General features: G+C 61.4%; 26 protein-coding genes. 23 read left to right on the top strand and 3 right to left on the bottom strand.

Annotation, left to right across the window (positions count from 1 at the left end):
• The first annotated feature begins 583 nt into the window (after positions 1–583).
• Entirely contained in the window at positions 584–1,909 is a 1,326-nt protein-coding gene (hemN, locus tag CK221_RS02455) for an oxygen-independent coproporphyrinogen III oxidase (protein WP_095776544.1), read from the top strand.
• Between the two features lie 88 nt (positions 1,910–1,997).
• Here the strand turns inward: hemN and CK221_RS29575 are convergent, their stop codons facing one another.
• On the bottom strand, positions 1,998–2,297 hold the full coding sequence (locus CK221_RS29575; RefSeq protein ID WP_141247126.1) for a hypothetical protein: 300 nt from the start codon (positions 2,295–2,297) through the stop codon (positions 1,998–2,000).
• Positions 2,298–2,330: 33 nt separating this feature from the next.
• Here CK221_RS29575 and CK221_RS02445 point away from each other — a divergent pair, with 33 nt between their 5' ends.
• The 14 genes from CK221_RS02445 to CK221_RS02380 all read left to right on the top strand — a co-directional run bounded on the left by CK221_RS02445 (position 2,331) and on the right by CK221_RS02380 (position 16,331).
• Positions 2,331–2,720, top strand: a complete 390-nt coding sequence (locus CK221_RS02445) for a hypothetical protein (RefSeq protein ID WP_095776542.1) — start codon at positions 2,331–2,333, stop codon at positions 2,718–2,720.
• A gap of 565 nt (positions 2,721–3,285) precedes the next feature.
• The gene (locus tag CK221_RS02440; protein ID WP_095776541.1) at positions 3,286–5,316 is read left to right on the top strand and encodes a conjugal transfer protein TraG; all 2,031 of its coding nucleotides are present in this window, start codon (positions 3,286–3,288) and stop codon (positions 5,314–5,316) included.
• A 116-nt stretch (positions 5,317–5,432) separates the two neighbouring features.
• Positions 5,433–5,846 (top strand): CopG family transcriptional regulator, encoded by a 414-nt coding sequence (locus CK221_RS02435; RefSeq protein WP_095776689.1) that lies wholly within the window; start codon positions 5,433–5,435, stop codon positions 5,844–5,846.
• Positions 5,843–6,811, top strand: a complete 969-nt coding sequence (gene trbB / locus CK221_RS02430; protein WP_095776540.1) for a P-type conjugative transfer ATPase TrbB — start codon at positions 5,843–5,845, stop codon at positions 6,809–6,811. Before CK221_RS02435 ends, trbB begins: the two co-directional genes overlap by 4 nt.
• Positions 6,812–6,822: 11 nt before the next feature.
• The gene (locus CK221_RS02425; protein ID WP_095776539.1) at positions 6,823–7,131 is read left to right on the top strand and encodes a TrbC/VirB2 family protein; all 309 of its coding nucleotides are present in this window, start codon (positions 6,823–6,825) and stop codon (positions 7,129–7,131) included.
• Positions 7,131–7,403: a VirB3 family type IV secretion system protein gene (locus tag CK221_RS02420; RefSeq protein ID WP_095776538.1), complete on the top strand. Its 273-nt coding sequence runs from the start codon at positions 7,131–7,133 to the stop codon at positions 7,401–7,403. The genes CK221_RS02425 and CK221_RS02420 overlap by 1 nt, the downstream gene beginning before the upstream one ends.
• Positions 7,397–9,847 (top strand): conjugal transfer protein TrbE, encoded by a 2,451-nt coding sequence (gene trbE / locus CK221_RS02415; RefSeq protein ID WP_095776537.1) that lies wholly within the window; start codon positions 7,397–7,399, stop codon positions 9,845–9,847. Before CK221_RS02420 ends, trbE begins: the two co-directional genes overlap by 7 nt.
• Positions 9,844–10,569, top strand: a complete 726-nt coding sequence (gene trbJ / locus CK221_RS02410; RefSeq protein WP_095776536.1) for a P-type conjugative transfer protein TrbJ — start codon at positions 9,844–9,846, stop codon at positions 10,567–10,569. Before trbE ends, trbJ begins: the two co-directional genes overlap by 4 nt.
• 33 nt (positions 10,570–10,602) lie before the next feature.
• On the top strand, positions 10,603–11,925 hold the full coding sequence (gene trbL, locus CK221_RS02405) for a P-type conjugative transfer protein TrbL (RefSeq protein WP_095776535.1): 1,323 nt from the start codon (positions 10,603–10,605) through the stop codon (positions 11,923–11,925).
• Positions 11,926–12,657: a conjugal transfer protein TrbF gene (gene trbF, locus CK221_RS02400; protein ID WP_095776534.1), complete on the top strand. Its 732-nt coding sequence runs from the start codon at positions 11,926–11,928 to the stop codon at positions 12,655–12,657. It abuts the gene before it with no gap.
• Positions 12,647–13,675 (top strand): P-type conjugative transfer protein TrbG, encoded by a 1,029-nt coding sequence (trbG, locus tag CK221_RS02395; protein WP_095776533.1) that lies wholly within the window; start codon positions 12,647–12,649, stop codon positions 13,673–13,675. Before trbF ends, trbG begins: the two co-directional genes overlap by 11 nt.
• An 11-nt stretch (positions 13,676–13,686) precedes the next feature.
• Positions 13,687–14,904, top strand: a complete 1,218-nt coding sequence (locus tag CK221_RS02390) for a TrbI/VirB10 family protein (RefSeq protein WP_095776532.1) — start codon at positions 13,687–13,689, stop codon at positions 14,902–14,904.
• Between the two features lie 13 nt (positions 14,905–14,917).
• Positions 14,918–15,205 carry a DUF2274 domain-containing protein gene (locus tag CK221_RS02385; RefSeq protein WP_095776531.1) on the top strand — a complete coding sequence of 96 codons (288 nt, stop codon included), beginning with the start codon at positions 14,918–14,920 and terminating at the stop codon, positions 15,203–15,205.
• Positions 15,206–15,572: 367 nt separating this feature from the next.
• The gene (locus CK221_RS02380) at positions 15,573–16,331 is read left to right on the top strand and encodes a Crp/Fnr family transcriptional regulator (RefSeq protein ID WP_095776530.1); all 759 of its coding nucleotides are present in this window, start codon (positions 15,573–15,575) and stop codon (positions 16,329–16,331) included.
• Here CK221_RS02380 and CK221_RS02375 read toward each other — a convergent pair.
• Complete coding sequence (locus CK221_RS02375; RefSeq protein ID WP_245420474.1) at positions 16,328–16,747, bottom strand: hemerythrin domain-containing protein; 420 nt, start codon at positions 16,745–16,747, stop codon at positions 16,328–16,330. The genes CK221_RS02380 and CK221_RS02375 overlap by 4 nt on opposite strands.
• Positions 16,748–16,987: 240 nt before the next feature.
• On the opposite strand from CK221_RS02375, the gene ccoN reads away from it, so the two are divergent.
• The 8 genes from ccoN (at position 16,988) to ccoS (ending at position 25,062) form a co-directional block, all read left to right on the top strand.
• Complete coding sequence (gene ccoN / locus CK221_RS02370; protein WP_095776528.1) at positions 16,988–18,598, top strand: cytochrome-c oxidase, cbb3-type subunit I; 1,611 nt, start codon at positions 16,988–16,990, stop codon at positions 18,596–18,598.
• Positions 18,599–18,609: 11 nt separating this feature from the next.
• Complete coding sequence (ccoO, locus tag CK221_RS02365) at positions 18,610–19,341, top strand: cytochrome-c oxidase, cbb3-type subunit II (protein WP_095776527.1); 732 nt, start codon at positions 18,610–18,612, stop codon at positions 19,339–19,341.
• Positions 19,342–19,351: 10 nt separating this feature from the next.
• Complete coding sequence (locus CK221_RS02360; RefSeq protein ID WP_095776688.1) at positions 19,352–19,507, top strand: cbb3-type cytochrome c oxidase subunit 3; 156 nt, start codon at positions 19,352–19,354, stop codon at positions 19,505–19,507.
• Entirely contained in the window at positions 19,504–20,367 is an 864-nt protein-coding gene (gene ccoP / locus CK221_RS02355; RefSeq protein ID WP_095776526.1) for a cytochrome-c oxidase, cbb3-type subunit III, read from the top strand. Before CK221_RS02360 ends, ccoP begins: the two co-directional genes overlap by 4 nt.
• 231 nt (positions 20,368–20,598) lie before the next feature.
• Complete coding sequence (gene ccoG / locus CK221_RS02350; protein WP_095776687.1) at positions 20,599–22,140, top strand: cytochrome c oxidase accessory protein CcoG; 1,542 nt, start codon at positions 20,599–20,601, stop codon at positions 22,138–22,140.
• Entirely contained in the window at positions 22,137–22,634 is a 498-nt protein-coding gene (locus tag CK221_RS02345) for a FixH family protein (protein ID WP_095776525.1), read from the top strand. Before ccoG ends, CK221_RS02345 begins: the two co-directional genes overlap by 4 nt.
• Positions 22,631–24,910, top strand: coding sequence for a cation-translocating P-type ATPase (locus CK221_RS02340; protein WP_095776524.1), 2,280 nt, complete (start codon positions 22,631–22,633; stop codon positions 24,908–24,910). Before CK221_RS02345 ends, CK221_RS02340 begins: the two co-directional genes overlap by 4 nt.
• Entirely contained in the window at positions 24,907–25,062 is a 156-nt protein-coding gene (gene ccoS / locus CK221_RS02335) for a cbb3-type cytochrome oxidase assembly protein CcoS (protein ID WP_095776523.1), read from the top strand. Before CK221_RS02340 ends, ccoS begins: the two co-directional genes overlap by 4 nt.
• Positions 25,063–25,315: 253 nt before the next feature.
• Here ccoS and groL read toward each other — a convergent pair whose 3' ends face one another.
• A complete protein-coding gene (groL, locus tag CK221_RS02330) occupies positions 25,316–26,974 on the bottom strand; it encodes a chaperonin GroEL (protein WP_095776522.1) in 1,659 nt (552 codons plus the stop codon).
• Positions 26,975–26,988: the final 14 nt, after the last annotated feature.

The following is a 26,988-nucleotide window of genomic DNA, read 5'->3' as shown; positions in this document are numbered from 1 at the left end:
CCAGTCGCAAGAGGATCGAGCGATGATCGGACGCTTCCAGGAACCGCTCGAAGGTTCGGTCGAGCGGACGACCGAAATAGCGGCCGCACAGCACGAGATTGGGCGAGACAAAGACAGGGACGATCAGCGACTTGAAGGGCGCCTTGACGTAAGTGATCGGCCTGTTAGAAGGATCCTGCGCGGCGAGCGCGGGCACGCCGGCGGCGGTCAGCGCGTCGAGGTCTTTGGACGCCAAGGTTGCATTCCGCCGATCCGGTCGATATCGAAGCTGGGATACTGGCCGAGCTCCGCATCCGACTAGTCGGATGCGCCATGCCGCCTTCCAGCAGCATCTCCTCGCCCAGGCGGACGCTGAAGGGAAGGGGATAAGATACTAGCCCCAAACCGTGTGCACGATACTCTCGACGGGAAACCCATGGCGCTTGTCGCGGACCAGCGCGTCCTCATACCGTCGCTGTCCAGCCAAGGCTGAACAGCGCTTATCGCTGCGAATCAGACCGAAAGCGGAACGGCCTGATATAGCGCAGAGACTCAGGAGAGCGCAGTGGTAAGGATGGAAGGCATCAACATGGGACGGTAAGTATTGCAGACCATAAAAGATCGCGAGGCCCGCCTGCCTTGGTACACCATCTATCCGACTGTCTCGGAGTTCTCTGGGGCGGTCGGCGCCGAGGCTTATGAGGAATGGCTCAAGAACCTACCGGCTGACGATCCGGCGTCACTCTACTTGCACGTTCCGTTCTGCCGATCAAAGTGCTGGTTTTGCGGCTTTCCCACCGCCATCACTCGCCATGATGCGCCGATCTTCGATTATCTGGCGGCGCTGCGTGACGAGATACGTTTGGTCTCGGAGCACGCGCCGCAGGCGCTGCCCGTCAGCGATGTGCATTTTGGCGGCGGAACGCCAACTCTCATGGGGCCAGTAGAGTTTCTCGCCCTGATGGAGTTCCTGCGCCGCCACTTTGCGCTCGCGAAAACGGCTACGATCGCCGTTGAGATCGACCCACGCACGTTCACGGCCGAGATGGCCGAAGCCTTGGAAGCAGCAGGCGTGAGCCGCGCGAGCCTCGGCGTGCAGAGCTTCGATCCCATTGTTCAAAAAGCGATCAACCGGGTCCAAAGCGAGGCGCAAACGGCGGCTGCCGTCGAAATGCTGCGTCGGCATGGAGTGAGAAGCATCAACTTCGACCTCATCTTTGGTCTCCCGCATCAAACGGTGCAATCTTGCGTCGAGACCACGAGAGCGGCGGTCGCCATGCGCCCCAACCGGCTTGCGGCGTTCGGCTACTCGCACATCCCGTCCTTTATTAAGAATCAGCGCCTCATCGATGAGGCATCTCTTCCAGGCAGCGCTGCCCGCGCCGAACAGCATGCGGCCATTGCTGTGACGCTGATTGCCGCCGGCTACCGAGAGATCGGGCTCGACCATTTCGCCTTGCCCCACGACGATCTCGCCCTAGCACAGAAAACCGGTCGCCTGCGACGCAACTCGCTGGGTTACTCGGCCGACACCTGCAAAACCGTGATCGGTTTCGGCGCGTCGGCTATCGGGCGTGTCGGCGAGGGTTACGTCCAGAACGAGGTTACACGGGATTCCTACAGCCGGCACATCGCAGCTGGCCGTCTGGCGACGTCAAAGGGCTACCGTCTTACGGACGAAGACCGCGCGCGAGCCGCAATCATCGAGCGACTAATGTGCGATCTCAAGGCCGATGTGCCGGCAATCTGTGCCGCCCACGGGTCTGATCCGATCCATTTTCTCGAATCAGCTGAACGCTTGGCGATGCTTACCAAGGACGGAATTGTGGACATCGAAAAGGGTTTTGTCCGCGTATCGCGGCAGCATCGCTTTGCGATTCGCGCTGTTGCTGCCGCATTCGATGCTTTTCTCGACCGGGTTGCCCCGTGAGACAGCCAACGAGTGTGAGGGAGGCCAAGGCGACGCCGAAGCGAAAGTCGACGCACATGCGGTTTGCCTTCTTGTAGATCAGGATTTTTTAGCCGTCGCCGGCGTAGCGGGCCTCAAGCGGCTTCCCGCCCTCCAAGAAGGCCGCGGTGAGGGCGCAACGAGCCTCGAGATCTGCTTCCGATATGCGGACGGCTGCACAGGCGACGCGCAGATAGGCCAAGCGGGGAAGCAAAAGTTTCTCAAGAGTGGTGAAGAAGCCCGGCCTCGTTAACGCCAGCGAGCGCCCCTCAGGAGCGGCAGCCAAGGAGCAGCCGTTTATCGGCGATCGACTAAAACGATCGGTCTTTGTGGAGTTGGTCGACACCTGTGAACAAGCCGTGTGCGACATTGCAATAATCCATCTAATGGCTCAACTGCCCACATGGCCGTGAATGAACTGGATTTGTTGGTTTTCCAGATGGCAGTGGAAAGCGTCCGCTCACTCTGCTTGAGCTTCAATGACAAAGCGGCGGAAATAGCAGCGAGGAGCCGCGGAACCCTGCTTTTCGACGTGCGGGTTGACGATGACGCCGACATTCAGCGGATCGCAGCCATCCGATATCGAGACGACCAGATGGGTGTGGTGGCGTTGGACAGACAAGGCCTTGTTAGCCGCTACTGCGTCGTAAATGGTACCTTTTCCCGCTTCATTGTGCCGTTGGAAAATTGGACCAGCATGCCGGTGTCAATGCAGGCCAAAATCGATGTCACTCACCTTGCTAGCCTGTTCCTAGGGGCGTTGCGAAATGCGGGTCATATGCTTGGCAACTAGCGCTTGGCGGAACGCGTCTGTGGAATCCGCGTGGGCGTTGAACCGGTGGCCCATCGAGTTTCTGCAGCGCGCAGATGTGCCACGGCCGGGGAGTGATAGCCGCCTGTTCGACAGCATCGCCGGCGAACCTTGACACACAAGGAATGTTGGCAATTCGGCGTCCGAGAAGATCGCCCAAGATATCCTCAGCGCCCAATATGTCCCAGCTCGCCTGAGAAATTCCCATGGCGGCCAGGCTCACCTCGCGATCCGATCTCGATAGGCCTGTTGTGCCCCAGATCGGACTCGATGTTCAGGATTCCTCAGCGGCTTGCCCGCACCGCCACCGCCAGCTCTCCTACCAAATATCCGACGTGCTCACGATAAGCACGAACGATACGGGCCCCGCTCCGACACAGCAGTCAAGACTTGCTCGGGAATGCGCGAATATCGATACACATCTCGAAGGGAGAGCAACGGCGCGCCAAACAGCCTCATCGCACCAAGTCGTACATAGGGTGTATTCCCGTTCCGGCCGCGCCGGGCGATTCTCGATCCACCTCTCCAGAACGGCGGAGCAATCTCAGTGACGCCCACAAAGCTTCTGATTGGGCAGATCGCCATTGTGTTCGCCATCGTTCTCCTCGGCGTGTGGGCTGCCACACAATGGTGCGCTCATATGCTAGCCTTTCAGGAACAACTCGGCGCGCCCTGGTTTGTCGCGGCTGGCTGGCCGATCTACGAGCCGTGGAAACTGTTGGAATGGTGGTTCCAATTTGATGCCTATGCGCCCGAGGTATTCGACAAGGCCGGCATGCTTGCGGGCACCAGTGGATTGATGGGTTTTGCCGCTGCGATCGCTGGTTCCCTCTGGCGCGCGCGTCAGCGCGGGTTGGTCACTACCTATGGCTCCTCTCGATGGGCGGCGACGCGGGAGATCGAGAAAGCAGGGCTGTTTCAGCCGGCAGGCGTCTTCCTTGGCAAACTGAATGATCGGTATCTGCGTCATGACGGGCCAGAGCACGTCATGGCGTTTGCGCCGACACGTTCGGGCAAGGGCGTCGGACTGGTTGTGCCAACTCTTGTCTCCTGGTCCGGATCGGCCGTCATTCACGACATCAAAGGCGAGAACTGGCAGCTGACCGCCGGCTGGCGGTCGAGGTTCTCGTATTGCCTATTGTTCAATCCGACTGATCCGCGATCGGCCCGCTACAACCCGCTCTTGGAAGTGCGCAAAGGTCCGAACGAGGTCCGCGACGTTCAGAACATCGCCGACATCTTGGTCGATCCTGAGGGCGCGCTGGAGCGGCGTAATCATTGGGAGAAGACCAGCCATTCACTCTTGGTCGGCGCCATCCTGCACGTCCTCTATGCCGAGGAGGAAAAGACACTCGCTCGGGTCGCCACGTTCTTGTCGGACCCGCAGCGCTCATTTGTTGCAACGCTACAGCGGATGATGACGACCGACCATCTGGGCGCGGCGGAAAGGCCTCAAGTACACCCCGTTGTGGCTTCTGCGGCGCGCGAGGTGCTGAACAAGTCGGAGAACGAGCGTTCAGGCGTCCTCTCGACCGCCATGTCTTTTCTCGGGCTCTACCATGATCCGACCGTGGCTGCGGCCACTTCGTCTTGTGACTGGCGGATTGCCGACTTGATGGATGCCGCGCGACCTACATCGCTCTATCTGGTCGTGCCGCCATCTGACATTTCGCGCACCAAGCCTTTGGTGCGACTGATCCTGAACCAGATCGGCAGACGGCTCACGGAGCGCCTCGAGGGTGACCCAAAGAAGAGTCGCAAGCATCAACTGCTCATGATGCTGGATGAGTTTCCGGCGCTCGGTCGCCTCGACTTCTTTGAGACCGCGCTCGCCTTTATGGCCGGTTACGGAATTCGCGCCTACTTGATCGCGCAATCGTTGAACCAGATCTCCAAAGCGTATGGCGAGAACAACGCCATTCTGGATAATTGCCATGTGCGAATTGCCTTTTCCTCCAACGATGAGCGCACGGCCAAGCGAATCTCGGACGCGCTTGGCACGGCCACGGAATTGAGATCGATGCGCAACTATGCGGGCCACCGGCTGGCGCCCTGGCTCTCGCATGTCATGGTGAGCCGCCAGGAGACGGCCCGCCCGCTGTTGACGCCGGGCGAGGTGATGCAATTGCCGCCCTCGGACGAACTGGTGCTCGTTTCGGGATTGCCCCCCATCCGCGCCAAAAAGCTGCGCTACTACGAGGATCAGAACTTCACCGAACGGATGCTGCCTGCGCCGGTGCTGCATGACGGTCTCTACCCAGACTGCCCTGCGCCGCGCCAAGACGACTGGACTGGCCAAGTACGCCGAGTCGACCGTCGTCTTGCCTCCGACGACGAAAACGCTGGCGCCGCGCTTGCGGACGAGGGAGGTGTTCAGCAGCAGCGCCATCCCGGCCTGCCCGAAGAACATACCGCCGTCACCCGGGAACCGGACCAGGACGATCTGTCCAGACCCGCAGACGATGATAGCGAGGCGATGGCCGACAAGCGCGTCATGGACCGGATCTCCACCGTCGGGCGTGCCTATGGCATCAACGAGGGAAGGGGCGATGACAAGGATATCGTCCCCGGCTTCTGAAGGCCGGCGCGTAGCCGGCGTACTTCAGCGTAGATAACGGCCATAAGCGATTTCGGGGGTTTGGCCGATGCTTGTTCCCGTCGCCGGCGCAACGCCGGCCCGTCGGAACGAGCCGCATGAAGACCCACCGCATTCGTCACCAGTTTCTGCTCGAACCCGAATTGAGCGAGAGGCTGGAGAACCTCAGTCGCGATCCCTCGACGACCAAATCAGCCATTGTGGCCAAGGCTGTTGAGGCGTTCATCGAGCGGCGTGGCGAGAACGAGCTCGACCGGCGCTACGGTGTGCGGCTCGATCGTCTTTCACGCGACCTCGTTCAAGTCCGGCGCGATGCCGAAATGATCCTGGAGAGCCTGGCGCTCTTCATTCGCTTTTCGATCACGCTTCACGCGCACACGCCGGTTCCAGACAAGGCGACGCAAGCCATTGCTCAGGACCGTTTCGACAAATTCATCGAGCAGGTCGGTCGCCAGATTGCTTCCGGGAAACGGTCTCTCGGCAAGGAGAACGGCAGGGGAGGGGAACGATGAGCTCTCATCCGGAGGCCGACCATCGTCGCCGCGCGATGCTGCGCACCGCCATGGGCCCTGCGATCACCGAGGCGCTCTCCGATTCATTGGTGATCGAGGTGATGGTCAATCCCGACGGCGCGCTGCGGCTCGACCGGTTGGGCGAAGGCCGCGTCGATACGGGCGTGCACATGCATCCTTCGGAGGTGGAGCGCATTATCCGCCTGGTCGCGTCCCATATGCGCGCCGAGGCTCATGCCGACAACCCGATCGTCAGTGCGGAACTGCCGTCGGGCGAACGATTCGAAGGACTGCTGCCGCCTGTGGTGCTGGCGCCGTGCTTCGCCATTCGCAAACCAGCGGCAAAACTCTACACGCTGGCCAATTATGTCGCCGACCGCATCATATCGCCGCTGCAGGCCGATGTGCTGAGTAAGGCAGTGCGCGAGCGGCGCAATATCCTGGTCGCAGGCGGCACGTCCTCGGGCAAAACGACCCTTGCCAATGCGCTGCTGACCGAAGTCGCCGACTGCGACGAGCGGGTGATCCTGATCGAGGATACGCGCGAGCTGCAATGCGCAGCAAAGGACTGCGTTGCCTTGAGAACGAGGCGTGGTTCTGTAACGCTTGCCGATCTCGTGCGCTCGACGCTCCGGCTCAGACCCGACCGCATCATTGTCGGCGAAGTGAGGGGCGCGGAAGCGCTCGATATGCTCAAGGCATGGAACACGGGCCACCCCGGCGGCATCGCCACCGTTCACGCCAATTCGGCGCGCTCGGCTCTTTACCGTATTGAGCAACTCGCTCAGGAGGCCGTCGTCACCGTTCCTCGACGCCTCATCGCCGATGCGATCGATCTGATCGTCTTCATCGCCGGGCGCGGATCATCGCGCCGCATCGACGCGATTGCTGAGGTCACCGGTCTCGACGGCAGCGGCGATTACGCCGTCACCCAGCTCACGCCTCCTCAACTCCAGCAGCTTTGAAAGGTCACTTCATGCTCAAGAAGCTTCGCTTTCTTTCGTCCACCGCGCTCGCGCTTCTAGTCACCGCCCCGGCATACGCGGCTGGTTCCGGCATGCCCTGGGAACAACCGCTGCAGCAAATTTTGGAATCTGTGCAGGGCCCGGTCGCCAAGATCGTCGCGGTGATCATCATCATCACCACCGGCCTGACGCTCGCCTTTGGTGACACGGCCGGCGGTTTTCGCCGGCTTATCCAGATCGTCTTCGGGCTGTCGATCGCATTCGCGGCATCGAGTTTCTTCCTCTCCTTCTTCTCCTTCGGCGGCGGGGCACTCGTCTGATGGCCACCGGAGAACAGCATATCGACGGCTTCGAGGTACCGGTTCACCGGTCGCTGACCGAGCCCATCCTGCTTGGCGGTGCGCCGCGAGCGGTAGCGATCCTCAACGGCACAGTTGCCGCAGCCATCGGGCTCGGCCTTGAGCAATGGATAGCCGGGCTGGTGCTCTGGACTGCCGGCCACACGCTGGCGGTCTTTGCCGCCCGCCGCGATCCGGACTTTGCCAGCGTGCTTGTCCGGCACCTTCGTCTGAGGGGGTGGCTGGCATGCTGAACCTTTCGGAATATCGCGGGAAGGCCGACCGGCTTGCCGACCATCTGCCCTGGGTAGCACTCGTCGCGCCGGGCATCGTGCTCAACAAAGACGGCAGCTTTCAGCGGACGCTGCGGTTCCGCGGCCCCGATCTCGAAAGCGCGACGGAAGCCGAACTCATCGGCATTTGCGCGAGGGCGAACAATGCGCTGAGACGCCTCGGCACCGGCTGGGCATTGTTCTTCGAGGCAGAACGCGTCGAAGCGTTGGGCTATCCGGCCTCGCGCTTTCCCGACGCGGCGTCGTGGCTCATCGATGAAGAACGGCGCGCGGCTTTCGAGGGCAAGGTCGCGCATTTCGAGAGCCGCTACCATCTAACATTGCTGTTCATGCCGCCAGCGGACAGCCAGGCTCGTGCGGAAAGCGCGCTCGTCGACTCTCATCATCCAGAAGCCGAAAGAGACTGGCGCCAGGAGCTATCGCGGTTCCGCGACGATACCGACCGTGTGCTGGATCTGCTGTCCGGCTTCATGCCCGAAGTGCGCGCGATCGACGATGCCGAGACGCTGACTTACTTACACGGCACAATCTCGATGCGTCGCCATCCGGTCACAGTACCGGAAACGCCGATGTATCTGGACGGCATCCTAGTCGATGCGCCGCTCACCGGCGGCTTGGAACCGATGCTGGGCGATCAGCATCTTCGCACGCTGTCAATTCTTGGTTTCCCGAACCTCACTCGCCCCGCAATCCTCGATGCCCTCAACCATCAGGATTTTGCCTATCGTTGGACGACGCGTTTTATCCCTCTCGACAAGACGGAAGCGACCAAGACGCTTACCCGGTTGCGGCGGCAGTGGTTTGCCAAGCGCAAATCGATCGTGGCTATCCTGCGCGAGGTTGTAAGCAACGAGCCCGTTCCGCTCGTTGACAGCGATGCCGACAACAAGGCGCTCGATGCCGACGAAGCACTTCAGGCATTGGGCGGGGATCATGTCGGCTTCGGCTATCTCACCACGACCGTGACGGTGTGGGACGAGGATCGCCAAGCCGCCGCGGAGAAACTTCGCGCGGTCGAGCGCATCGTCAATGGGCTCGGCTTCACGACAATCCGTGAAAACGTCAACGCGGTCGAGGCGTGGCTCGGGTCGCTGCCAGGCCATGCCTATGCCAATGTTCGCCAGCCGCTCATTCACACGTTGAACCTTGCCCATCTTATGCCGCTGTCGTCGGCGTGGGCCGGTCCGTCGACAAACGAGCATCTCGCCAAGGTCACCCGGCAAGAGGCCCCTCCGCTTCTCTTCGCCGAGACCAGCGGGTCGACCCCGTTTCGGCTTTCCACTCATGTCGACGACGTCGGTCACATGCTGATCGTTGGTCCGACCGGTGCCGGCAAGTCGGTCCTGCTTGCGCTGATCGCACTTCAGTTCCGACGCTATGCCGGCGCCCAGGTCTATGTCTTCGACAAAGGCAATTCAGCCCGCGCAGCAACACTCGCCATGGGTGGAGAGCACCACGCACTGGGTGCCGACGGGGCGCTTTCGTTCCAACCGCTGCGCAACATCGATGACCAAGCCAGCCGGAGCTGGGCGGCCGAATGGATTGCCACCCTCATCGCGCATGAGAACGTCACCATCACGCCTGAGGTGAAGGAGGCAATCTGGTCGGCGCTCGGCAGCCTCGCCACCGCGCCGGCGCAGGAACGCACGCTGACCGGCCTTTCGGTCCTGCTTCAGTCCAATGCGCTGAAGTCCGCATTGATGCCCTACACACTAGATGGCCCCTACGGCCGGCTGCTCGATGCCGATGACGATCGCCTGGCTCTGTCCGACGTGCAGTGTTTCGAGACCGAGGAGCTGATGCACAGCCAAGGCGCTGTGCTGCCGGTGCTCACCTATCTGTTCCATCGTCTCGAGGAGCGGTTCGACGGACGGCCGACGCTGCTCATGCTCGACGAGGCTTGGGTCTATCTCGACAACCCGCTGTTTGCCGCCCGCATTCGCGAATGGCTGAAGGTGCTGCGCAAGAAAAACGTGTCGGTGATCTTCGCTACGCAGTCGCTTGCGGATATCGCCGGCTCTTCAATAGCGCCCGCGATCATCGAGAGCTGCCCGCAGCGGATTTTTCTTCCGAATGACCGCGCCGTGGAGCCACAGGCGAGAGCGGCCTATGAGGGCTTCGGTTTGAACGAACGGCAGATCGAAATGGTCGCCCGCGCGATGCCGAAGCGGCAGTACTATCTGCAGTCGCGTCGCGGCAACCGCCTCTTCGAGCTGGGCTTGGGTCCCATCACACTCGCACTTTGCGGCGCCTCCGACCCAGCCACACAGACGCTGATCGACAGCGTCTTGTCCGAAGACGGGCAGGAGAATTTTGCCTCCCGATTTCTCGATGCGCGTGGCCTCGGTTGGGCCGCCGAGCATCTCCAGCAATTCCCTCAACCTGACATGGAGCAATCGTCATGATGCGACGCCGCCTTCTCTCCAGCCTGATCACTCTTTCCCTAATCGCCAAGCCATTGGCCGACTATGTCCAGCCAGCCTATGCCCTGATCGTCTTCGATCCATCGAACTATACGCAGAACATGCTCTCGGCCGCGCGCGCGTTGGAGCAGATCAACAACCAGATCCAGTCGCTGCAGAACCAGGCGACCATGCTGCAGAACATGGCGCGCAATCTTCAGAGCATGGACTTTTCCTCGGTTGGCCAGCTTACCGGTTCGCTGCAACGGATCGACGGGCTGATGGACCAGGCGAGTGGCCTGAGCTTCGATGTCGGCAAGCTCCAGGACCAGTGGCGCCAGCAGTATCCAGAAAGCTACGACGCCACGATCAAGGTCAGCGACGTGGCGAGCGCGGCTCGCGAGCGTTGGCAGAGTGCCATGCAGGCGTTCCGCCAGACCATGGGTGTCCAGTCGCAAATTGTTGAGAATGTCCGCGGCGATGGCGACCTGCTTGCCGACCTTGTCAACCGCAGCCAAGGCGCGGCCGGTGCGCTTCAGGCAAGCCAAGCCACCAATCAGCTGATCGCGCTTTCGACCAAGCAGCAGATGCAGATCCAGACGCTGCTTGCGACGCAGTTCCGCGCCGAGGCCGAGGATGCCGCCCGCAAGGCGCAGTCCGAGGAAGCTGCCCGACAGACGACAAAACGCTTCCTGGGCACCGGCACCGCCTATCCCGGCAACTGATCACTGGCACTTCAACATGAGGAAGGCGGCGGCATGAACGACCTTGGCGTCATCGATCGCTTCATGGAGACTTTTATCCGCTATATCGATAGCGGGTTCGGTCTTCTTTCGGTCGACGTCGCCTTCCTCACCACCATCCTGATCGGCATTGACATCACACTTGCCGGCCTGGCCTGGTCATTCGGCGGCGAGCCCAACATTCTCGGCCGCCTCATCCGCAAGGTGCTCTATGTCGGCGTCTTCGCCTTCATCCTGAACAATTTCAAGAACCTCGCCGACACCATCTACCGCTCCTTTGCCGGCCTCGGCATCAACGCATCCTCCGGCAATCTCTCCGCCGACAATCTCCTGCATCCAGGCCGCATTGCCGCGACCGGCTTCGAGGGCGCTTGGCCGCTTCTCGATCAGGCGAGCCAGCTCCTTGGCTTCCCGGAAATCTTCGGCAACGCGCTCACCATCTTCGTGCTGCTCATAGCCTGGTTCCTGGTCATCATCGCCTTCTTCATTCTGTCGATCCAGCTCTTCATCACCATCCTCGAGTTCAAGCTCACCACCCTGGCTGGCTTCGTACTTGTGCCCTTCGCGCTCTGGAACCGATCGGCGTTTCTCGCTGAACGCGTTCTCGGCAATGTCATCTCGTCGGGCATTAAGGTGATGGTGCTCGCGGTGATCGTCGGTATCGGCTCCACGCTTTTCGGCGAGTTCGCTTCGGCGCTCCATGGCAAGGAGCCGGATCTGGCGGCGGCCATGTCACAGGTGCTGGGCGCGCTGGCGCTTCTCGGGCTCGGAATCTTCGGCCCTGGGATCGCCTCGGGCCTAGTCTCTGGCGCACCGCAGCTCGGGGCCGGCGCCGCGCTCGGGACCACGGCGGCCGCTGCCGGATCGGCGCTCGTTGCCGGGGGAGCTGCCTTTGCCGGTGTGCGCTTGGCAACCGGCGGCGGGCTTGCCGCCGTCCGAGCCGGCACGACCGTGGGCTCGGCAGCTTCCTCGGCTTGGCAGCTAGGACGAGCAACCTCGCCCGACTCCGGCCTGTCCGGTGTGGCTGCTGGAATGCAGGGTGTGGCAAGCGCCGCCGGCGGCGCCGCGATGCGAGCAGCAGGATCTGCTGCGGGGAGCTTCGGGCCTGGCGTCAATGCCGGGCGCGAAGCCGCATGGACCGCCAGCGGCGGTGCGCCGACCGCGTCAATGACCGGAGGTCCGGCCGGTTCTGCTCCTACTACCGCGCCCAATTGGGCGAGACGCATGCGCGCCGAACAGACCGCTCGTGCCCATCGCCACGCCGCCGTCCAAGCCGTCCGCGACGGTGACAGACCGGGCGGCACCGCCAATCCCTCTCTCAATGACAAGGACGACTAGATGCTCTTCAAGCGACCCGTTCAACGTTACGGCAAGACGCCCGAGCCGGTCACGCCATATCAGAAGGCCGCCCAGCTGTGGGATGAGCGCATCGGCTCATCGCGGGTGCAGGCCCGGAATTGGCGGCTGATGGCTCTTGGCTGCCTGGCTTTGACGACTGGGCTCTCCGGCGGACTCGTGTGGCAGTCGATGCAGAGCCGTGTCGTGCCATACGTCGTCGAGGTCGACCGCTTCGGTGAGGCGCGCGCCGTTGCACCGGCAATCCGGGACTACGAGCCGTCCGATGCACAGATCGCCTGGCATCTCGGCCGCTTCATCCAGAATGTCCGTTCGATCTCCACCGACCCAGTGCTGGTACGGCAGAACTGGCTTGCGGCCTACGACTTTGCCACGGACCGGGCGGCGCTTTTCCTCAACGAGTACGCCAAGTCGAACGACCCCTTCGGTAAGATCGGCACGCGCAGCGTGTCGGTGCAAGTGACCAGCGTGATCAGGGCTTCCGACAGCTCGTTTCAGGTCAAATGGACTGAGCAGGTTTTTGAGCGCGGCAGCCTTGCCAGCACGACGCGCTGGACCGCGATCCTCACCATCGTGATCCGCCCCCCGAGCAATACCGACCAGCTGCGCAACAACCCGCTCGGCGTCTTCATCAACGCCATCGACTGGTCGCGTGAGCTCGACAGCGCCGCGCCAACATTCGTTTCCCCGAAGGAGCCTGCAAATGACAAATAGAGTCCCATCATTCCGTGCCGCGCTACTCCTGTTCGCGTCAGCAGCCGTCCTTCCCGCTTGCGCCTCGAAGCCGGTGCCACCGCCTGAGATTTCCTACGATGCTGCCGATTTCAAACCAGCTGCGATCGAAAAGCCGCCGGAGAAATCGGTGAAGATTGTCCAGGTCCCAAAGCCGCTACCGCTACCGGGCCAGTTGCAGCCCGATCCGGATAAGATCGCTGAGGAAAAGCGCTCCCCTGAAGAAAGGGTAACCGATGCCAACAAGGCGGCGACGCAGCAACCCACGAGATATGGCTATGTCAATGCGGTCCAGGTCTATCCCTTCACCGACGGCGCACTTTATCAGCTCTACGCCGCGCCGGAGCGCGTCACCGATATCGCTCTACAGCCGGGCGAGAAGCTAACAGCCGTGTCGGCTGGTGACACCGTGCGCTGGGTGATTGGCGACACCGTCAGCGGCACCGGTGACAATCAGCGCACCCATGTGCTGGTCAAACCGTTCGCCCCGGCGCTTAGCACCAATCTGGTGATCACCACGGAACGGCGCACATACCATTTGCAGCTTCAAAGTACCGAAAAGACTGCCATGGCGGCGATCTCCTGGACTTACAGCGAAGACCAGATCATCGCGTTACGCCAGCGGAATGCGCAGGCCGACGCCGCCATGCCGGCAGCTTCAAATGTGGCGCTCGAAAGCATTCGCTTCCGCTACTCGATAAACGGTGACACGCCGCCTTGGCGGCCGATGCGTGCCTTCGACGACGGCAACAAGGTTTATATCGAATTCCCGCGGCGCATTGATCAGGGTGAGGCACCGCCACTCTTCATCGTCGGTGCTGACGGGAGCAACCAGCTCGTCAATTACCGCATGCGCGGGAACTATTACATCGTCGATCGTCTCTTTGCCGCCGCCGAATTGCGCCTCGGCGTCAAGCAGCAGCAAGTGGTCCGCATCACCAGGATCGACGGCCGGCAACCGCCGCGGCGAATACCGCTCTTCGCGCGGTCCAGCAGGTGAGGGGAGCACTCATGACCGACAGTTTCCCACCAGATGCACCGCCGAAACTCGATCCCGAGCAGCTGCAGTTGCGGGCTTCTCCTCGCCGCGCGGTGCGGTTCAGACGCGGCGTGATCGTCGCCATCGCTGCACTTGGATCTGGCGCAATTCTGGGCGTCACGATGATAGCGCTTCAGGGGACGGCGTTGCGCATCAGAGAGCAGGCGGAAGACCTCTACAACACCGAACGTAAGCCAACCGCGGAGGGACTTGAAACGCTTCCCAAGGACTATTCCGTAATGAAGCCGAAGCCTGCCGTGCTTGGGCCACCTCTGCCCGGCGATCTCGGCCGCCCCATTCTTGAACGCCAGCGACAGCTTGGCATCGCCCCGGGGCAGGAGGCCTCCGCCGAGGAGGACCGGCTTGCCCAGCAGGCGATCGAGGCACGTGAGTCGCAAGTCATGTTCCGGATCGAGAACCGGCCCAGGGAAACGAAGGTCGCCGACAATGCGCAGGGAGCGCGGCCGCCGTTTGAAGCACCACTTGCACAACCCGATGCGGGAGACGCCAAGGCTTCCGTTGCACCGGCTGAGGGTGATCAGAACAATCAGCAGCGCAAGCTCGACTTCGTCAGCCAGCAGAGCACAAATGGGATCTATAATCCGCACGCGCTGCAGACTCCGGCTTCGCCCCACCAGCTGATGGCCGGCAGCGTGATCGCCGCAAGCCTCATCACCGGCATCAATTCCGACCTGCCTGGCCTCGTGGTTGCACAGGTCACCGAGAATGTGGAGGACACAGTCACCGGCAGCACCTTGCTCATCCCGCAGGGCTCGCGGCTCATCGGCACCTATGACAGTGTCGTCGCTTTTGGACAGAAGCGCGCGTTGCTAGTCTGGCAGCGCATCGTGATGCCCGACGGGTCGTCGATTGAAATCGACAATCTGCCAGCGACAGATACTGCCGGCTATGCAGGGCTGGAGGACCAGGTGGATTTCCACACCTGGCAGCTGATCAAGGGAGTTGCTCTAGCCACGCTGTTGGGCGTCGGCACCGAGTTGAGCTTTGGGGACAACGAAAGCGATCTGCTCAAGGCAATCCGCGAATCCACTCAGCAGAACGTCAGTCAAGCTGGCCAGCGCATCACCGAAAAAAACCTCAATATTCAACCCACCATTATTGTCCGTCCTGGTTGGCCGCTGCGCGTCATCGTGCACAAGGACCTCGTGCTACGACCATACACAAATTGAATAGGAGCCGCTCATGGCGAACTTGAAGTTAGGAAAGCTTCCGGACCGGACGCCTTCCAAGATCACCATCACCGTCAGCGCGGGCCTCAGCCAAGCACTGAAGGACTACGCGGCGCTTTACCGACAGACCTATAATGAGTCTGAGACAGTAGCTGAGCTCATCCCATTCATGCTGGTCGGGTTCTTGGAAGGCGATCGCGCGTTTGCCCGGGCCAGAAAGGAAAGCTTGCCTGCCGCCGGCATGTCAGAGAAATTGCGACGCGTGTCAGGTTCAGGTTCCGAGTTATCGAAGGCTGAGTAGCGGAGCCGCAATGGGGTGCGTCGCTGACATTCAGTGAAAGAATCGCCAAACGAACAATCCAAGGTCCTGAGCGGATACAAACTGGAGCCCTGCCTGCGGGTTCCGGCGGGCCTCCTCTGCCATGCGACCCCCATTGGGAATACACGCGTCGTCAAAGGATCATAAAGTGGCGCCCTATGTCTCGCCAAGCCTGGCAGCTAATTCCGGTCTCATTGGTGGTCCGTCGTTTTTGCCTCGCCGGAAGTCTGGACTCGTCAAAGAGTCAAAGCCCTGATTTCGGTCAGCCTCCGCACGGACAAACTGCCGCAAGGATTTCTCTGCCATCGCTTGCTATCCTGCCGAACTTGGGATCGATGGCGCGAGCGTAATGACAGTACAGCAGGACATTCACAGTTCCGGCATTCCCGTTCTTTGCCTGTCTTGCGCCGCGCGGCATCGCGGGATCTGTGGTGCGCTCGATCGAAACCATTTGGTTTGGCTCGCCAAGACTTCGTCGCGGCACAAAATCGAGCCGGGGGTCGAACTGATCGCCGACGCCGCGGCTGTTGACAGCTATTCAAACATGCTTTCAGGCGTTGTGAAGCTGACGAAGTGCCTTTCGGACGGCCGCCAGCAGATTGTCGGTCTTCGGTTCGCACCGGATTTTCTGGGCCGGCCCTTCAAGGTGAAAAGCACGATCAATGTGGAAGCGGCAACCTCCGTCTCGCTGTGCTCGTTTCCGAAGGCGGCCGTTGAACGGATAATGAAGGAATCACCGGAACTCCAGCTTCGCTTGCTCAAGCAGACGCTGAACGAACTCGACGAGGCACTTGAATGGATGGTGACTCTCGGGCGCAAGACCGCACCCGAGAAGGTGGCGAGCTTTCTCGTCATGATCGCCCAGAATATGGATTCCAGTATCGACCCGGCGGCTAGGTCCTCATGCTTCGATCTGCCCCTGACACGTGCCGACATCTCTGATTTCCTTGGACTGACGAACGAGACCGTGAGCCGCCAGCTTACGCGGTTGCGGGCTGACGGCGTGATCCGGATCAAGAACAACCGCCATGTAACGGTGGACAGCATGATCCGGCTGGAGCAGCGCTGCGGCGGCCGAGGCTCGCGGCAACCGGCCTTTGAGACCTAAGCGCCTGCGTCGCTTATTGCGATCCGCGGCAGGACGTGCTCGCGTTCGAAAGCGATGTGTCGCCGCAAGCCTTCGAAGAAGCCTCGTAGCATGAACCCGACAGCTTCCGGGCTCTCTATCGGATTACCATGACCTATCGCTAGGAGCGTTTCGGCCACCGCGCTAGCGAAGCATTGATCCTCAAGGTGCTCGACGCGCAACCGGCTGGTAGAGGCAAGTTTGCCCTCGGCCGGCGTCAACTGCGCCTCATACGCAGGGAAGACCACCGTCTCCTCAAACCCATGAATGTCACGGAGCAGCGGAACGATTTTCTTGGCCGTTCCAAGACATTTGAGGCGGTCGACGTTCGGCAGTGCATCGGCAATGCTTTCCAGTGAGTCGCAGAGATTCAGCTTTTCCCGATGGGCACGCTTCATGACCTCGCCCGGAATCGCCTCTGTGCCGGCCCGACGCGAGGAAGCTGCACTTGTCCGTGAGTGGGGTCGCCCGTGCTGCGTTTCCTCGTTCAAATCGCCACCTTCTGATTCACCGAACTCGATGCTGCCCGAAGCAAAATCGTGCGGCTCTGACATAGATCAGGGCAAGCAGGCGGCAACTAGGGAATTAATGCACCGCGGTTTAGCGTCGCGCATTGGAATCCTGGTCGGGGACATGTCATGAAATTTGGCACGGAGATCGTCCTTCTAAGCCTGTTTGCCTTTGGCGCCCTCGTAGCTGCCGGCCTGGGGGTGGATGAACCTTTTCGCCAGCACATGTGGGTTTTGTTCTTCGCCGTGGCTGGCTTCACTGCGATCCTGCTGCGCAATACGGATTTCAAGCCCGCGGCGCCGATCGACCCATCCGCCTATGTGGATGGTCCAATCCGCTACGGCGCCATCGCGACGGTGTTCTGGGGCGTCGTCGGCATGCTCGTCGGCGTGCTCATCGCGCTGGAGCTTGCGTACCCTCAGCTTAATATCGGCCCTTGGTTCAATTTCGGCCGTTTGCGCCCGCTGCACACATCGGGAGTCGTCTTCGCCTTCGGCGGCAACGCACTGCTTTGCACATCGCTCTATGTTGTCCAGCGCACCTGCCGCGCCCGGCTGTTTGGCGGCAATCTGGCCTGGTTCGTCTTCTGGGGTTACCAGCTGTTTATCGTCATGGCCGCGACCGGCTACCTGCTCGGCATCACCGAGGGCCGCGAATATGCCGAACCCGAATGGTACGTGGACCTCTTGCTGACCATCGTCTGGGTTGCCTATCTCATCGTGTTCCTCGGCACCATCCTGAAGCGCAAGGAACCGCATATCTACGTCGCCAACTGGTTCTATCTATCCTTCATCGTGACCATCGCGATGCTGCATGTGGTCAACAACCTGTCGATGCCGGCCTCTTTCCTCGGCTCGAAGAGCTACTCCGCCTTCTCCGGCGTCCAGGACGCCTTGACGCAATGGTGGTATGGCCACAATGCGGTCGGCTTCTTGCTGACGGCTGGCTTCCTTGGCATGATGTATTATTTCGTGCCCAAGCAGGCGAGCCGCCCGGTCTATTCCTACCGGCTGTCGATCATCCACTTCTGGGCGATCATTTTTCTCTACATCTGGGCCGGCCCGCACCACCTGCATTACACCGCCTTACCCGACTGGGCGCAGACGCTCGGGATGGTGTTCTCGATCATGCTGTGGATGCCGTCATGGGGCGGCATGATCAACGGCCTGATGACCCTGTCGGGCGCCTGGGACAAGCTGCGCACCGATCCGATCATCCGCATGATGGTGATGGCAGTCGCCTTCTACGGCATGTCGACCTTCGAGGGTCCGATTATGTCTATTAAGACGGTCAATTCCCTGTCGCACTACACGGATTGGACCATCGGGCACGTCCATTCCGGCGCGCTCGGTTGGGTCGGCATGATCTCGTTCGGCGCGATCTACTACATGGTGCCGAAACTGTGGAACCGTGACCGACTCTATTCGCTGCGGCTCGTCACCTGGCACTTCTGGCTGGCGACGCTGGGGATCGTCGTCTACGCCGCGGTGATGTGGGTGTCCGGCATCATGCAAGGCCTGATGTGGCGCGAATACGACGAGCAGGGGTTCCTCGTCTACTCCTTCGCCGAAACCGTCGCGGCCATGCATCCCTACTACGTCATGCGTGCCATCGGCGGTGCCATGTACCTCTCCGGTGCCATGATCATGGCCTGGAACATCACCATGACCATCCTCGGATACCAGCGCGAAGAGCAACCAATGCCGGGTTCCGAGCCCGCCCTTCGGCCGGCCGAATAGGGAGCCAGACAATGGGCTTGACAGACAAACACGCGATCATCGAGAAGAACGCCACGCTGCTTCTCGTTGGCTCTCTTCTTGTCGTCACCGTCGGCGGCATCGTCGAAATTGCACCGCTGTTCTATCTCGACAACACGATCGAGAAGGTCGAGGGCATGCGTCCCTACTCGCCGCTCGAACTTGCCGGACGCAACATCTATGTGCGCGAGGGGTGCTACCTCTGCCACAGCCAGATGATCAGGCCTTTCCGGGACGAGGTCGAACGCTACGGCCACTACAGCCTGGCGGCTGAGTCCATGTACGACCACCCCTTCCAGTGGGGCTCGAAGCGCACCGGCCCTGACCTTGCACGAGTCGGCAACCGCTATTCCAACGAATGGCACGTTCAGCACCTTGTGGATCCACGTTCGGTGGTGCCGGAATCTATCATGCCTCGCTATGCCTTCCTGAAGGACGCTCCGATCGAGGTGAAACACTTCTCGACACATCTGGTTGCGAACGCGGGTGTTGGCGTCCCGTACTCCGATGACATGATCGCGCACGCCAATGCCGATCTAATGGCCCAGGCCGACCCGAATGCCGATAGCTCCGGCCTCGAGAAACGCTATCCGAAAGCCAAGGTCGGCGATCTGGACGGCAATCCGCAGCAGGTGACCGAGATGGATGCCCTCGTCGCCTATCTGCAAATGCTGGGAACACTGGTCGATTTCAAGACCTATGACGATGCAGCCGGCTACCGCTGAGGGGGACGCAATGAGCTATGATTTGATGCGGGAATCCGCGGACAGCTGGGGTCTGCTTGCTATGGCGCTCTTCTTCGTCGGCAGCATTGCCTTTGCCTTGCGTCCCGGCGGCAAAACACAGGCCGAGCAAGCCGCCCAGATTCCACTCAAGGGCGACCGAACATGAGCGACGAGCACATCGACGAAGTCTCGGGCATCTCAACGACCGGTCATGAATGGGACGGGATAAGGGAGCTCAACAACCCATTGCCCCGATGGTGGGTGATAACCTTCTACATCACCGTCGGTTGGGCGGTGGCTTATACAATCGCGTATCCCGCTTGGCCCATGCTGTCTTCCGCAACCAAGGGTGTGCTTGGATATTCCAGCCGCAACGATGCCAAGAATGAGCTGGCGGCGGCGGAAGCGGCGAAAGGCAAATACGCCGCGGCGGTGGACTCGAAAAGCGTCTCTGAAATTGCGTCGGACTACGCCTTGCGCGAATTCGCGGTCGCGGCCGGCGGCGCCGCATTCAAGGTCAACTGCACGCAGTGCCATGGCTCCGGCGCCCAAGGGTCGAAAGGTTTTCCAAACCTGAACGACGATGACTGGCTGTGGGGCGGCACGACCGAGCAGATCCAGCAAACGATCGCGCACGGCATCCGCTTCGCGTCAGATCCGGACACGGGCCTGTCGGAAATGCCGGCCTTCGGCGACATCATCACCGCCGATCAGATCGCACAGGTGAGCGCCTATGTTGCCAGCCTTTCCGGCAAGGTCCGCGATGCAAGTCTGATTCAACCCGGCGCCAAGATTTTCGCAGAAAACTGCGTCGCCTGTCACGGCGACAATGCGAAAGGCAACAGGGAACTCGGCGCACCCGACCTGACCGACGCGATCTGGCTCTACGGATCGGGCGAGACAGCCGTCGCCGTCCAGGTCCGTGCGCCGAAGCACGGCGTCATGCCGGCCTGGATCGGGCGTCTCGGCGAGACCACGGTTAAGGAAATTGCGGTTTATGTGCATTCGCTTGGCGGCGGAGAATAGGAACGGAAGCCTATTCTCAGCCCTCCCCCGCCAAGCGACGAGGCCCGGCTTTGCCGGGCCTCGACACCATTCCGGCATGCGGCGAGTTGTACCCTGCTGCAAGGCGACGCGGTCCCATTCGGCGAAGCGGGCTCGCTGCAAGAGCGGACGTCTGTCGACGCGGACAAGTCCGCCGCACAACGATGCATAAGCCGTGGGCAAGTGGAGATACAGGTGCCGGATAAAACGCAGATGGAGCGGCTCGAGGCAAAAGTGGTTAACTCCGCCAAGACACGACAGCCGCTCTATGCACCGCGCAAGAAAATCTTCCCCAAGCGCGCCTCGGGTAGCTTCCGCCGCTTCAAGTGGCTCGTGATGGCGATCACGCTGGGCATCTACTATCTGACTCCCTGGCTGCGCTGGGATCGAGGACCGTTTGCTCCTGATCAGGCCGTGCTGATCGATCTTGCCAACCGCCGCTTCTATTTCTTCTTCATCGAGATATGGCCGCAGGAATTCTACTATGTCGCCGGCCTTTTGATGATGGCCGGAACCGGCCTCTTCCTGATCACGTCCACCGTCGGCCGCGCCTGGTGCGGCTATATCTGCCCGCAGACGGTATGGGTCGATCTTTTCGTGGTGGTGGAGCGAGCCATCGAAGGCGATCGCAATGCCCGCATAAAGCTCGACGCCGGCCCATGGACGGTGCGTAAACTGGTACTGCGCGTATCGAAGCACGCCATCTGGCTGGTCATAGCGGCAGCCACCGGCGGCGCCTGGATCCTCTATTTCGCCGACGCGCCAACGCTGATCAGCGAGGTATTCACCGGCACCACCGCTCCGGTCGCCTACGTCACCATCGCGGTGCTGACGGCGACCACCTACACGTTCGGCGGGCTGATGCGCGAGCAAGTCTGCACCTACATGTGCCCGTGGCCGCGCATCCAGGCTGCCATGCTCGACGAGAATTCGCTCACAGTCACCTACAATGACTGGCGCGGCGAACCTCGTTCGAGGCACGCCAAGAAGGCCCACGCGGTCGGGCAGCGGCTCGGCGACTGCGTCGATTGCAATGCCTGTGTCGCGGTGTGCCCCATGGGGATCGACATTCGCGACGGCCAGCAGCTCGAATGCATCACCTGCGCGCTGTGTATCGACACCTGCGACGGCGTCATGGACAAGCTCGGCAAGGAGCGTGGGCTGATCTCCTACGCAACGCTCTTTGACTACAATGCCAACATGATGCTGGCGACAGCAGGCGGCTCCAGTTCGATCAATCCGTCGCTGGTCAGGACTGCTGTCGGCACCTTCTGCGATCAGGTGGCGTATTTTCACATTCGCAAGATCTTTCGGCCGCGCACCTACGTGTACATAGGCCTGTGGTCGATGATCGGGCTGGGCCTGCTCTATTCGCTGCTGACGCGCGATAGGCTCGAACTGAACGTCCTGCATGACCGCAATCCACAGTTCGTGACGCTGTCCGACGGTTCGATCCGCAATGGCTATACTGTCAAACTGCTCAACATGATCCCCGAGCCAAGGACAATCATTGTCGCGTTGCAGGGCTTGCAGGGAGCCGAAATGAGCGTCGTCGGCAGTGATCTGCCGGCAGCTCGCTTCTCCAGCATCGCGGTCGAACCCGACCGGCTGAAGATACTGAAAATTTTCGTGCGCCAGCCAGCGGGTGAGGTGCGACATGTTGCACAAACCTTCAAGTTCCGGGTCGAGGATAAGGCGAACTTCGAATCGGACGAATACACGGCCACCTTCAACGCACCGGAGATCGCCAGATGAGCACCCATACGCGAAATACGCGTGAGTTCACCGGCAGGCATATGCTGCTCACCATTCTCGGCTTTTTCGGCGTGGTTGTCGCCGTCAACCTGACCATGGCGGCGCTCGCTAGCAAAAGCTGGACCGGTCTTGTCGTCGAGAACACCTATGTGGCCAGTCAGCTATTCAACAAAAAGGCCGAGGAAGGGCGCGCGCAGGCGGCACTCGGCTGGACCGGCAACCTGACGATCGCTCGGAGTGAGGTCCGCTACAGCTTAAGCGATGCCACCGGCAAGCAGGTTCCCGTGCATGGCGTGAAGATACTGTTTCGTCATCCCGCTTATGAGGCCAAGGACAAGTCCGTCACTCTTGCCTTTGCTTCGGCTCAGGAGTTTGCAGGACAGGATGTGCCTGAGGATGGCGTCTGGATCGTCGAAGTCGATGCCGACGTCGGACTCGCGGAGCCCTATCGCGACGTTCGCCGGATCATGATTTCGCAAGGAGCGCTGCAATGAGCTGCTGTGCACCCGGCGCGGAACTGCCGATGGATCTGACCGGTACCACATCGGTCCTGCCGTCTGGCCAGGAGATCAGATTGGCGAGCCACTTGGTTGGCGATGATCTTCGCCAGATCGACCTTTCAGTTCCGACAGTTCATTGCGCAGCCTGCATCCAGACGATCGAGAAGGCTTTGGGAAAGCTCGATCGCGTCGAGAGCGCCCGCGTCAACCTGTCGACGAAACGGGTCTCGGTCAGATGGCGTGGTTACGACGTGCCACCGTTCGTCCTCGCGCTCGGGCGGCTAGGCTACCAGGTGCATCTGTTCGACCCCGAGGTCGGCGACAAGAACAAGACATTATCCGAACTGATCCGCGCGGTCGCGGTTGCTGGTTTTGCGGCGGGCAACATCATGCTGTTTTCGGTCTCGGTCTGGTCCGGCGCCGAAGGCGCGACCCGCGACTTGTTCCACTGGGTCTCTGCGCTGATCGCCCTCCCAGCGCTTGCCTTCGCCGGCGGCATTTTCTTCCGCTCGGCCTGGAACGCGCTGCGCCACGGCCGCATGAATATGGACGTGCCGATCGCGGTCGGGGTGTCGCTGGCCTACGCCATGAGTCTCTATGAGACGATCAATCATGGCGATCACGCCTATTTCGACGCGTCGGTATCGCTGCTATTCTTCCTGTTAATTGGGCGTACGCTCGATCATGTCATGCGCGAGCGGGCCCGGACCGCCGTAAACGGTCTGTCGCAGCTGGCGGCGCGTGGTGCCATGGTGCTGCGCGGCGAGGGCGCGCGCGACTACCTGCCGGTTGTCGAGATCGAACCGGGAATGCAGCTGCTCATCGCAGCGGGCGAAAGGATTCCTGTCGACGGACAGATCATTCGGGGATCATCTGATCTCGACTGCTCCCTGGTCTCCGGCGAAAGCACGCCCAGAAACGTGGCGCCAGGCGTCCTCGTGCAGGCTGGGGTACTCAACCTTACCGGCTCGCTCACGATTGAGGCGACAGCCGCCGCGAAGGACTCGTTCCTGGCGGAAATGGTTCGGTTGATGGAGGCGGCGGAGGGCGGCCGCTCGCCCTATCGCCGCATCGCCGATCGTGTCTCCGCCCTCTATGCTCCGGTGGTCCATCTCACGGCCTTAATAACATTCATCGGTTGGATGGTTGCGGTCGGCGACTGGCACCTGGCAATGACGACTGCAATTGCCGTTCTCATCATCACGTGTCCATGTGCGCTCGGCCTCGCCGTGCCGATCGTGCAGGTGGTCGCGGCGCGGCGTCTGTTCGAAAGCGGCATCATGGTCAAGGACGGTTCGGCCATGGAGCGCCTGGCGGCGATGGATACGGCGGTGTTCGACAAGACCGGAACGCTCACGCTCGGACAGCCCCGGCTCGTCAATGCGTCGTCGATCGATCCGGCCGTGCTGGCGATCGCCGCCGATATGGCCGCGCATTCGCGTCATCCGTTTTCAAAGGCCATAGCCGGTTTTGCCGCTGCTGGGGGGCAGCACAAGTTCGATGCCGTCACAGAGCATCCGGGGTTTGGAATTGAAGCCACTGTCGCCGGAAGTATCTGGCGGCTGGGCCGGCGCCGATGGGCTAGATGTAAGGCCCGAACCTATGGCGAAAGCGGGCATGGCGGAACAGTTCTGACGAAAGACGGGGGCATTGTCGCATCCTTCGTTTTCGAGGATGCCTTGCGCCCCGATGCCGGGGCTGCCTTGGCGCAGTTGAACGATGCCGGGGTTTCGGTCGAAATGCTGTCGGGCGATACCGCAGACGCCTGTGGCGATGTCGCAAGAATATTGGGCATCGACAGTTTTGTTTCGGCGCTGCTGCCGTCCGGGAAGGCTGAGCGGATCGAAGTGCTGACAAAGGCCGGCCACAAGGTCCTGATGGTGGGCGACGGGCTCAACGACAGCCCAGCGCTGGGCGCGGCGCACGTCTCGATCGCTCCAGCCACCGCCGCCCATGTGGGCCGCAACGCCGCCGATTTCGTGTTCCTGCGTGAAAGCCTTTCGGCGGTACCCCTTGCGCTGGGCGTCTCGCGAAAGGCAGGGCGGCTGATCCGCCAGAACATAGCCATCGCGATCATCTACAACGCCGTTGCCGTTCCGATCGCTATCCTCGGCCACGTCACGCCGGTAATCGCGGCGGTCGCGATGTCCGCCTCATCGCTGCTGGTAATCGGAAACGCGCTGAGGCTGCAGGGCTTTATGCTCGCCGAGCTGACAAGGGCTTCTTCGGCAAGGCGTTCCGGCATTCGCTCATCAGCGCGGGCGTCATGACGACACTCGTCTACCTCATACCAGTCGCCCTATTTTTGGGCGCACTGGGGCTGTCTGGCTTTCTATGGGCGTTGAGAAGTGGCCAATATGAGGATCTTGATGGAGCCGTTCAGCGCATCCTCATCGACCAGGACGACAAGCCCGGACGCTGAGCAACCGCCGCTGAAGCCTGCGCCGGCGGAACACCGACGGAGCACTGTGAAGGAGATCGCGCCATAGGCCATGGCCTAATGCACTGTCAGCCGCCTGGGCAAGGAAGGGCGAACAGAATGAAGTCAGTCATTGGTGTCCGCCGTGAAAGTGCCGCCGTGTGTAGCCTTGCGAATGGGCGATCGGGCTTGGCTCCGCGGCAGAGAAGGGGCGGCATCGCTGCCGCCCCTCGAGATTGTTGCAGGTGCGTGGACCTTAGAAATCCATACCGCCCATACCGCCCATACCACCCATGCCGCCGGGCATGCCGCCCGGCATACCGCCGGCAGCTTCCTTCTTCGGAGCTTCGGCGATCATGGCTTCGGTGGTGACGAGCAGGCCGGCGACCGAGGCTGCGTCCTGGAGAGCGGTGCGGACGACCTTGACCGGGTCGACGATGCCCATGGCGATCATGTCGCCATATTCGCCGGTCTGGGCGTTGAAGCCGAAGGTCGCGCCTTTGTTTTCGAGGATCTTGCCGGCCACGATCGAGGCTTCCGCACCAGCATTGGCCGCGATCTGGCGAGCCGGAGACTGCAGCGCGCGACGAACGATGGCGATGCCGGCGGTCTGGTCGGAGTTGACGCCGCTGACAGTGATGGCCAGCGAAGCACGCAGCAGGGCGACGCCGCCGCCGGGAACGATGCCTTCTTCCACGGCCGCGCGGGTCGCGTTCAGCGCGTCGTCAACGCGGTCCTTCTTTTCCTTGACTTCCACTTCGGTCGCACCGCCGACGCGGATCACCGCAACGCCGCCGGCGAGCTTCGCCAGACGTTCCTGCAGCTTCTCCTTGTCATAGTCCGAGGTGGTCTCCTCGATCTGCTGCTTGATCTGGGCAACGCGGCCCTGGATCTCGGCCTTCTTGCCGGCGCCGTCGACGATGGTGGTGTTCTCCTTGGAGATCGACACCTTCTTGGCGCGGCCGAGCATGTTCAAGCCGACATTCTCGAGCTTGATGCCGAGGTCTTCCGAGATGACCTGGCCACCGGTCAGGATGGCGATGTCTTCCAGCATGGCCTTGCGGCGGTCACCGAAGCCCGGAGCCTTGACGGCGGCGATCTTCAGGCCACCGCGCAGCTTGTTGACGACCAGCGTGGCCAGGGCCTCGCCTTCGACGTCTTCCGAGATGATGAGCAGCGGCTTCGAGGTCTGAACGACGGCTTCCAGCACCGGCAGCATGGCCTGCAGGTTGGAGAGCTTCTTCTCGTGCAGCAGGATGTAGGCGTCTTCCAGATCGGCGACCATCTTGTCGGCGTTGGTGACGAAGTAGGGCGAGAGATAGCCGCGGTCGAACTGCATGCCTTCGACAACTTCCAGCTCGGTCTCGGCGGTCTTGGCTTCCTCGACGGTGATGACGCCTTCGTTGCCGACCTTCTGCATCGCTTCCGCGATCATCTTGCCGACCGACTCGTCGCCATTGCCGGCGATGGTGCCGACCTGAGCGACTTCTTCCGAAGTCTTGATCTTCTTGGCGGCCTTGCCGAGAGCGGCGACGACTTCGCTGACGGCGAGGTCGATGCCGCGCTTGAGGTCCATCGGGTTCATGCCGGCGGCAACGGCCTTGTTGCCTTCCTGTACGATCGCCTGGGCGAGAACGGTCGCGGTGGTCGTGCCGTCGCCGGCGATGTCGTTGGTCTTCGAAGCGACTTCGCGGACCATCTGGGCGCCCATGTTCTCGAACTTGTCCTCAAGCTCGATCTCCTTGGCGACGGTGACGCCGTCCTTGGTGATGCGCGGGGCGCCGAACGACTTGTCGATGACGACATTGCGGCCCTTAGGGCCGAGGGTCACCTTCACCGCGTCGGCGAGGATGTTGACACCGCGCAGCATGCGCTCACGGGCGTCGCGGGAGAATTTTACGTCTTTTGCAGCCATGGTTAGCTCCTGAC

The organism is Mesorhizobium sp. WSM3868, from assembly GCF_002294785.1.
Lineage (GTDB): Bacteria > Pseudomonadota > Alphaproteobacteria > Rhizobiales > Rhizobiaceae > Mesorhizobium.
This window is presented reverse-complemented; position numbering and strand designations above follow the sequence as displayed.

Bases quoted from the DNA above. Each gene is read 5' to 3' on its own strand.
- CK221_RS29575 (WP_141247126.1), bottom strand. From the start codon at position 2,297: ATGTCGCACACGGCTTGTTCACAGGTGTCGACCAACTCCACAAAGACC.
- CK221_RS02445 (WP_095776542.1), top strand. From the start codon at position 2,331: ATGGCCGTGAATGAACTGGATTTGTTGGTTTTCCAGATGGCAGTGGAA.
- CK221_RS02435 (WP_095776689.1), top strand. From the start codon at position 5,433: ATGAAGACCCACCGCATTCGTCACCAGTTTCTGCTCGAACCCGAATTG.
- trbB (WP_095776540.1), top strand. From the start codon at position 5,843: ATGAGCTCTCATCCGGAGGCCGACCATCGTCGCCGCGCGATGCTGCGC.
- CK221_RS02425 (WP_095776539.1), top strand. From the start codon at position 6,823: ATGCTCAAGAAGCTTCGCTTTCTTTCGTCCACCGCGCTCGCGCTTCTA.
- CK221_RS02420 (WP_095776538.1), top strand. From the start codon at position 7,131: ATGGCCACCGGAGAACAGCATATCGACGGCTTCGAGGTACCGGTTCAC.
- trbE (WP_095776537.1), top strand. From the start codon at position 7,397: ATGCTGAACCTTTCGGAATATCGCGGGAAGGCCGACCGGCTTGCCGAC.
- trbJ (WP_095776536.1), top strand. From the start codon at position 9,844: ATGATGCGACGCCGCCTTCTCTCCAGCCTGATCACTCTTTCCCTAATC.
- trbL (WP_095776535.1), top strand. From the start codon at position 10,603: ATGAACGACCTTGGCGTCATCGATCGCTTCATGGAGACTTTTATCCGC.
- trbF (WP_095776534.1), top strand. From the start codon at position 11,926: ATGCTCTTCAAGCGACCCGTTCAACGTTACGGCAAGACGCCCGAGCCG.
- trbG (WP_095776533.1), top strand. From the start codon at position 12,647: ATGACAAATAGAGTCCCATCATTCCGTGCCGCGCTACTCCTGTTCGCG.
- CK221_RS02390 (WP_095776532.1), top strand. From the start codon at position 13,687: ATGACCGACAGTTTCCCACCAGATGCACCGCCGAAACTCGATCCCGAG.
- CK221_RS02385 (WP_095776531.1), top strand. From the start codon at position 14,918: ATGGCGAACTTGAAGTTAGGAAAGCTTCCGGACCGGACGCCTTCCAAG.
- CK221_RS02380 (WP_095776530.1), top strand. From the start codon at position 15,573: ATGACAGTACAGCAGGACATTCACAGTTCCGGCATTCCCGTTCTTTGC.
- CK221_RS02375 (WP_245420474.1), bottom strand. From the start codon at position 16,747: ATGAAGCGTGCCCATCGGGAAAAGCTGAATCTCTGCGACTCACTGGAA.
- ccoN (WP_095776528.1), top strand. From the start codon at position 16,988: ATGAAATTTGGCACGGAGATCGTCCTTCTAAGCCTGTTTGCCTTTGGC.
- ccoO (WP_095776527.1), top strand. From the start codon at position 18,610: ATGGGCTTGACAGACAAACACGCGATCATCGAGAAGAACGCCACGCTG.
- CK221_RS02360 (WP_095776688.1), top strand. From the start codon at position 19,352: ATGAGCTATGATTTGATGCGGGAATCCGCGGACAGCTGGGGTCTGCTT.
- ccoP (WP_095776526.1), top strand. From the start codon at position 19,504: ATGAGCGACGAGCACATCGACGAAGTCTCGGGCATCTCAACGACCGGT.
- ccoG (WP_095776687.1), top strand. From the start codon at position 20,599: ATGGAGCGGCTCGAGGCAAAAGTGGTTAACTCCGCCAAGACACGACAG.
- CK221_RS02345 (WP_095776525.1), top strand. From the start codon at position 22,137: ATGAGCACCCATACGCGAAATACGCGTGAGTTCACCGGCAGGCATATG.
- CK221_RS02340 (WP_095776524.1), top strand. From the start codon at position 22,631: ATGAGCTGCTGTGCACCCGGCGCGGAACTGCCGATGGATCTGACCGGT.
- ccoS (WP_095776523.1), top strand. From the start codon at position 24,907: ATGACGACACTCGTCTACCTCATACCAGTCGCCCTATTTTTGGGCGCA.
- groL (WP_095776522.1), bottom strand. From the start codon at position 26,974: ATGGCTGCAAAAGACGTAAAATTCTCCCGCGACGCCCGTGAGCGCATG.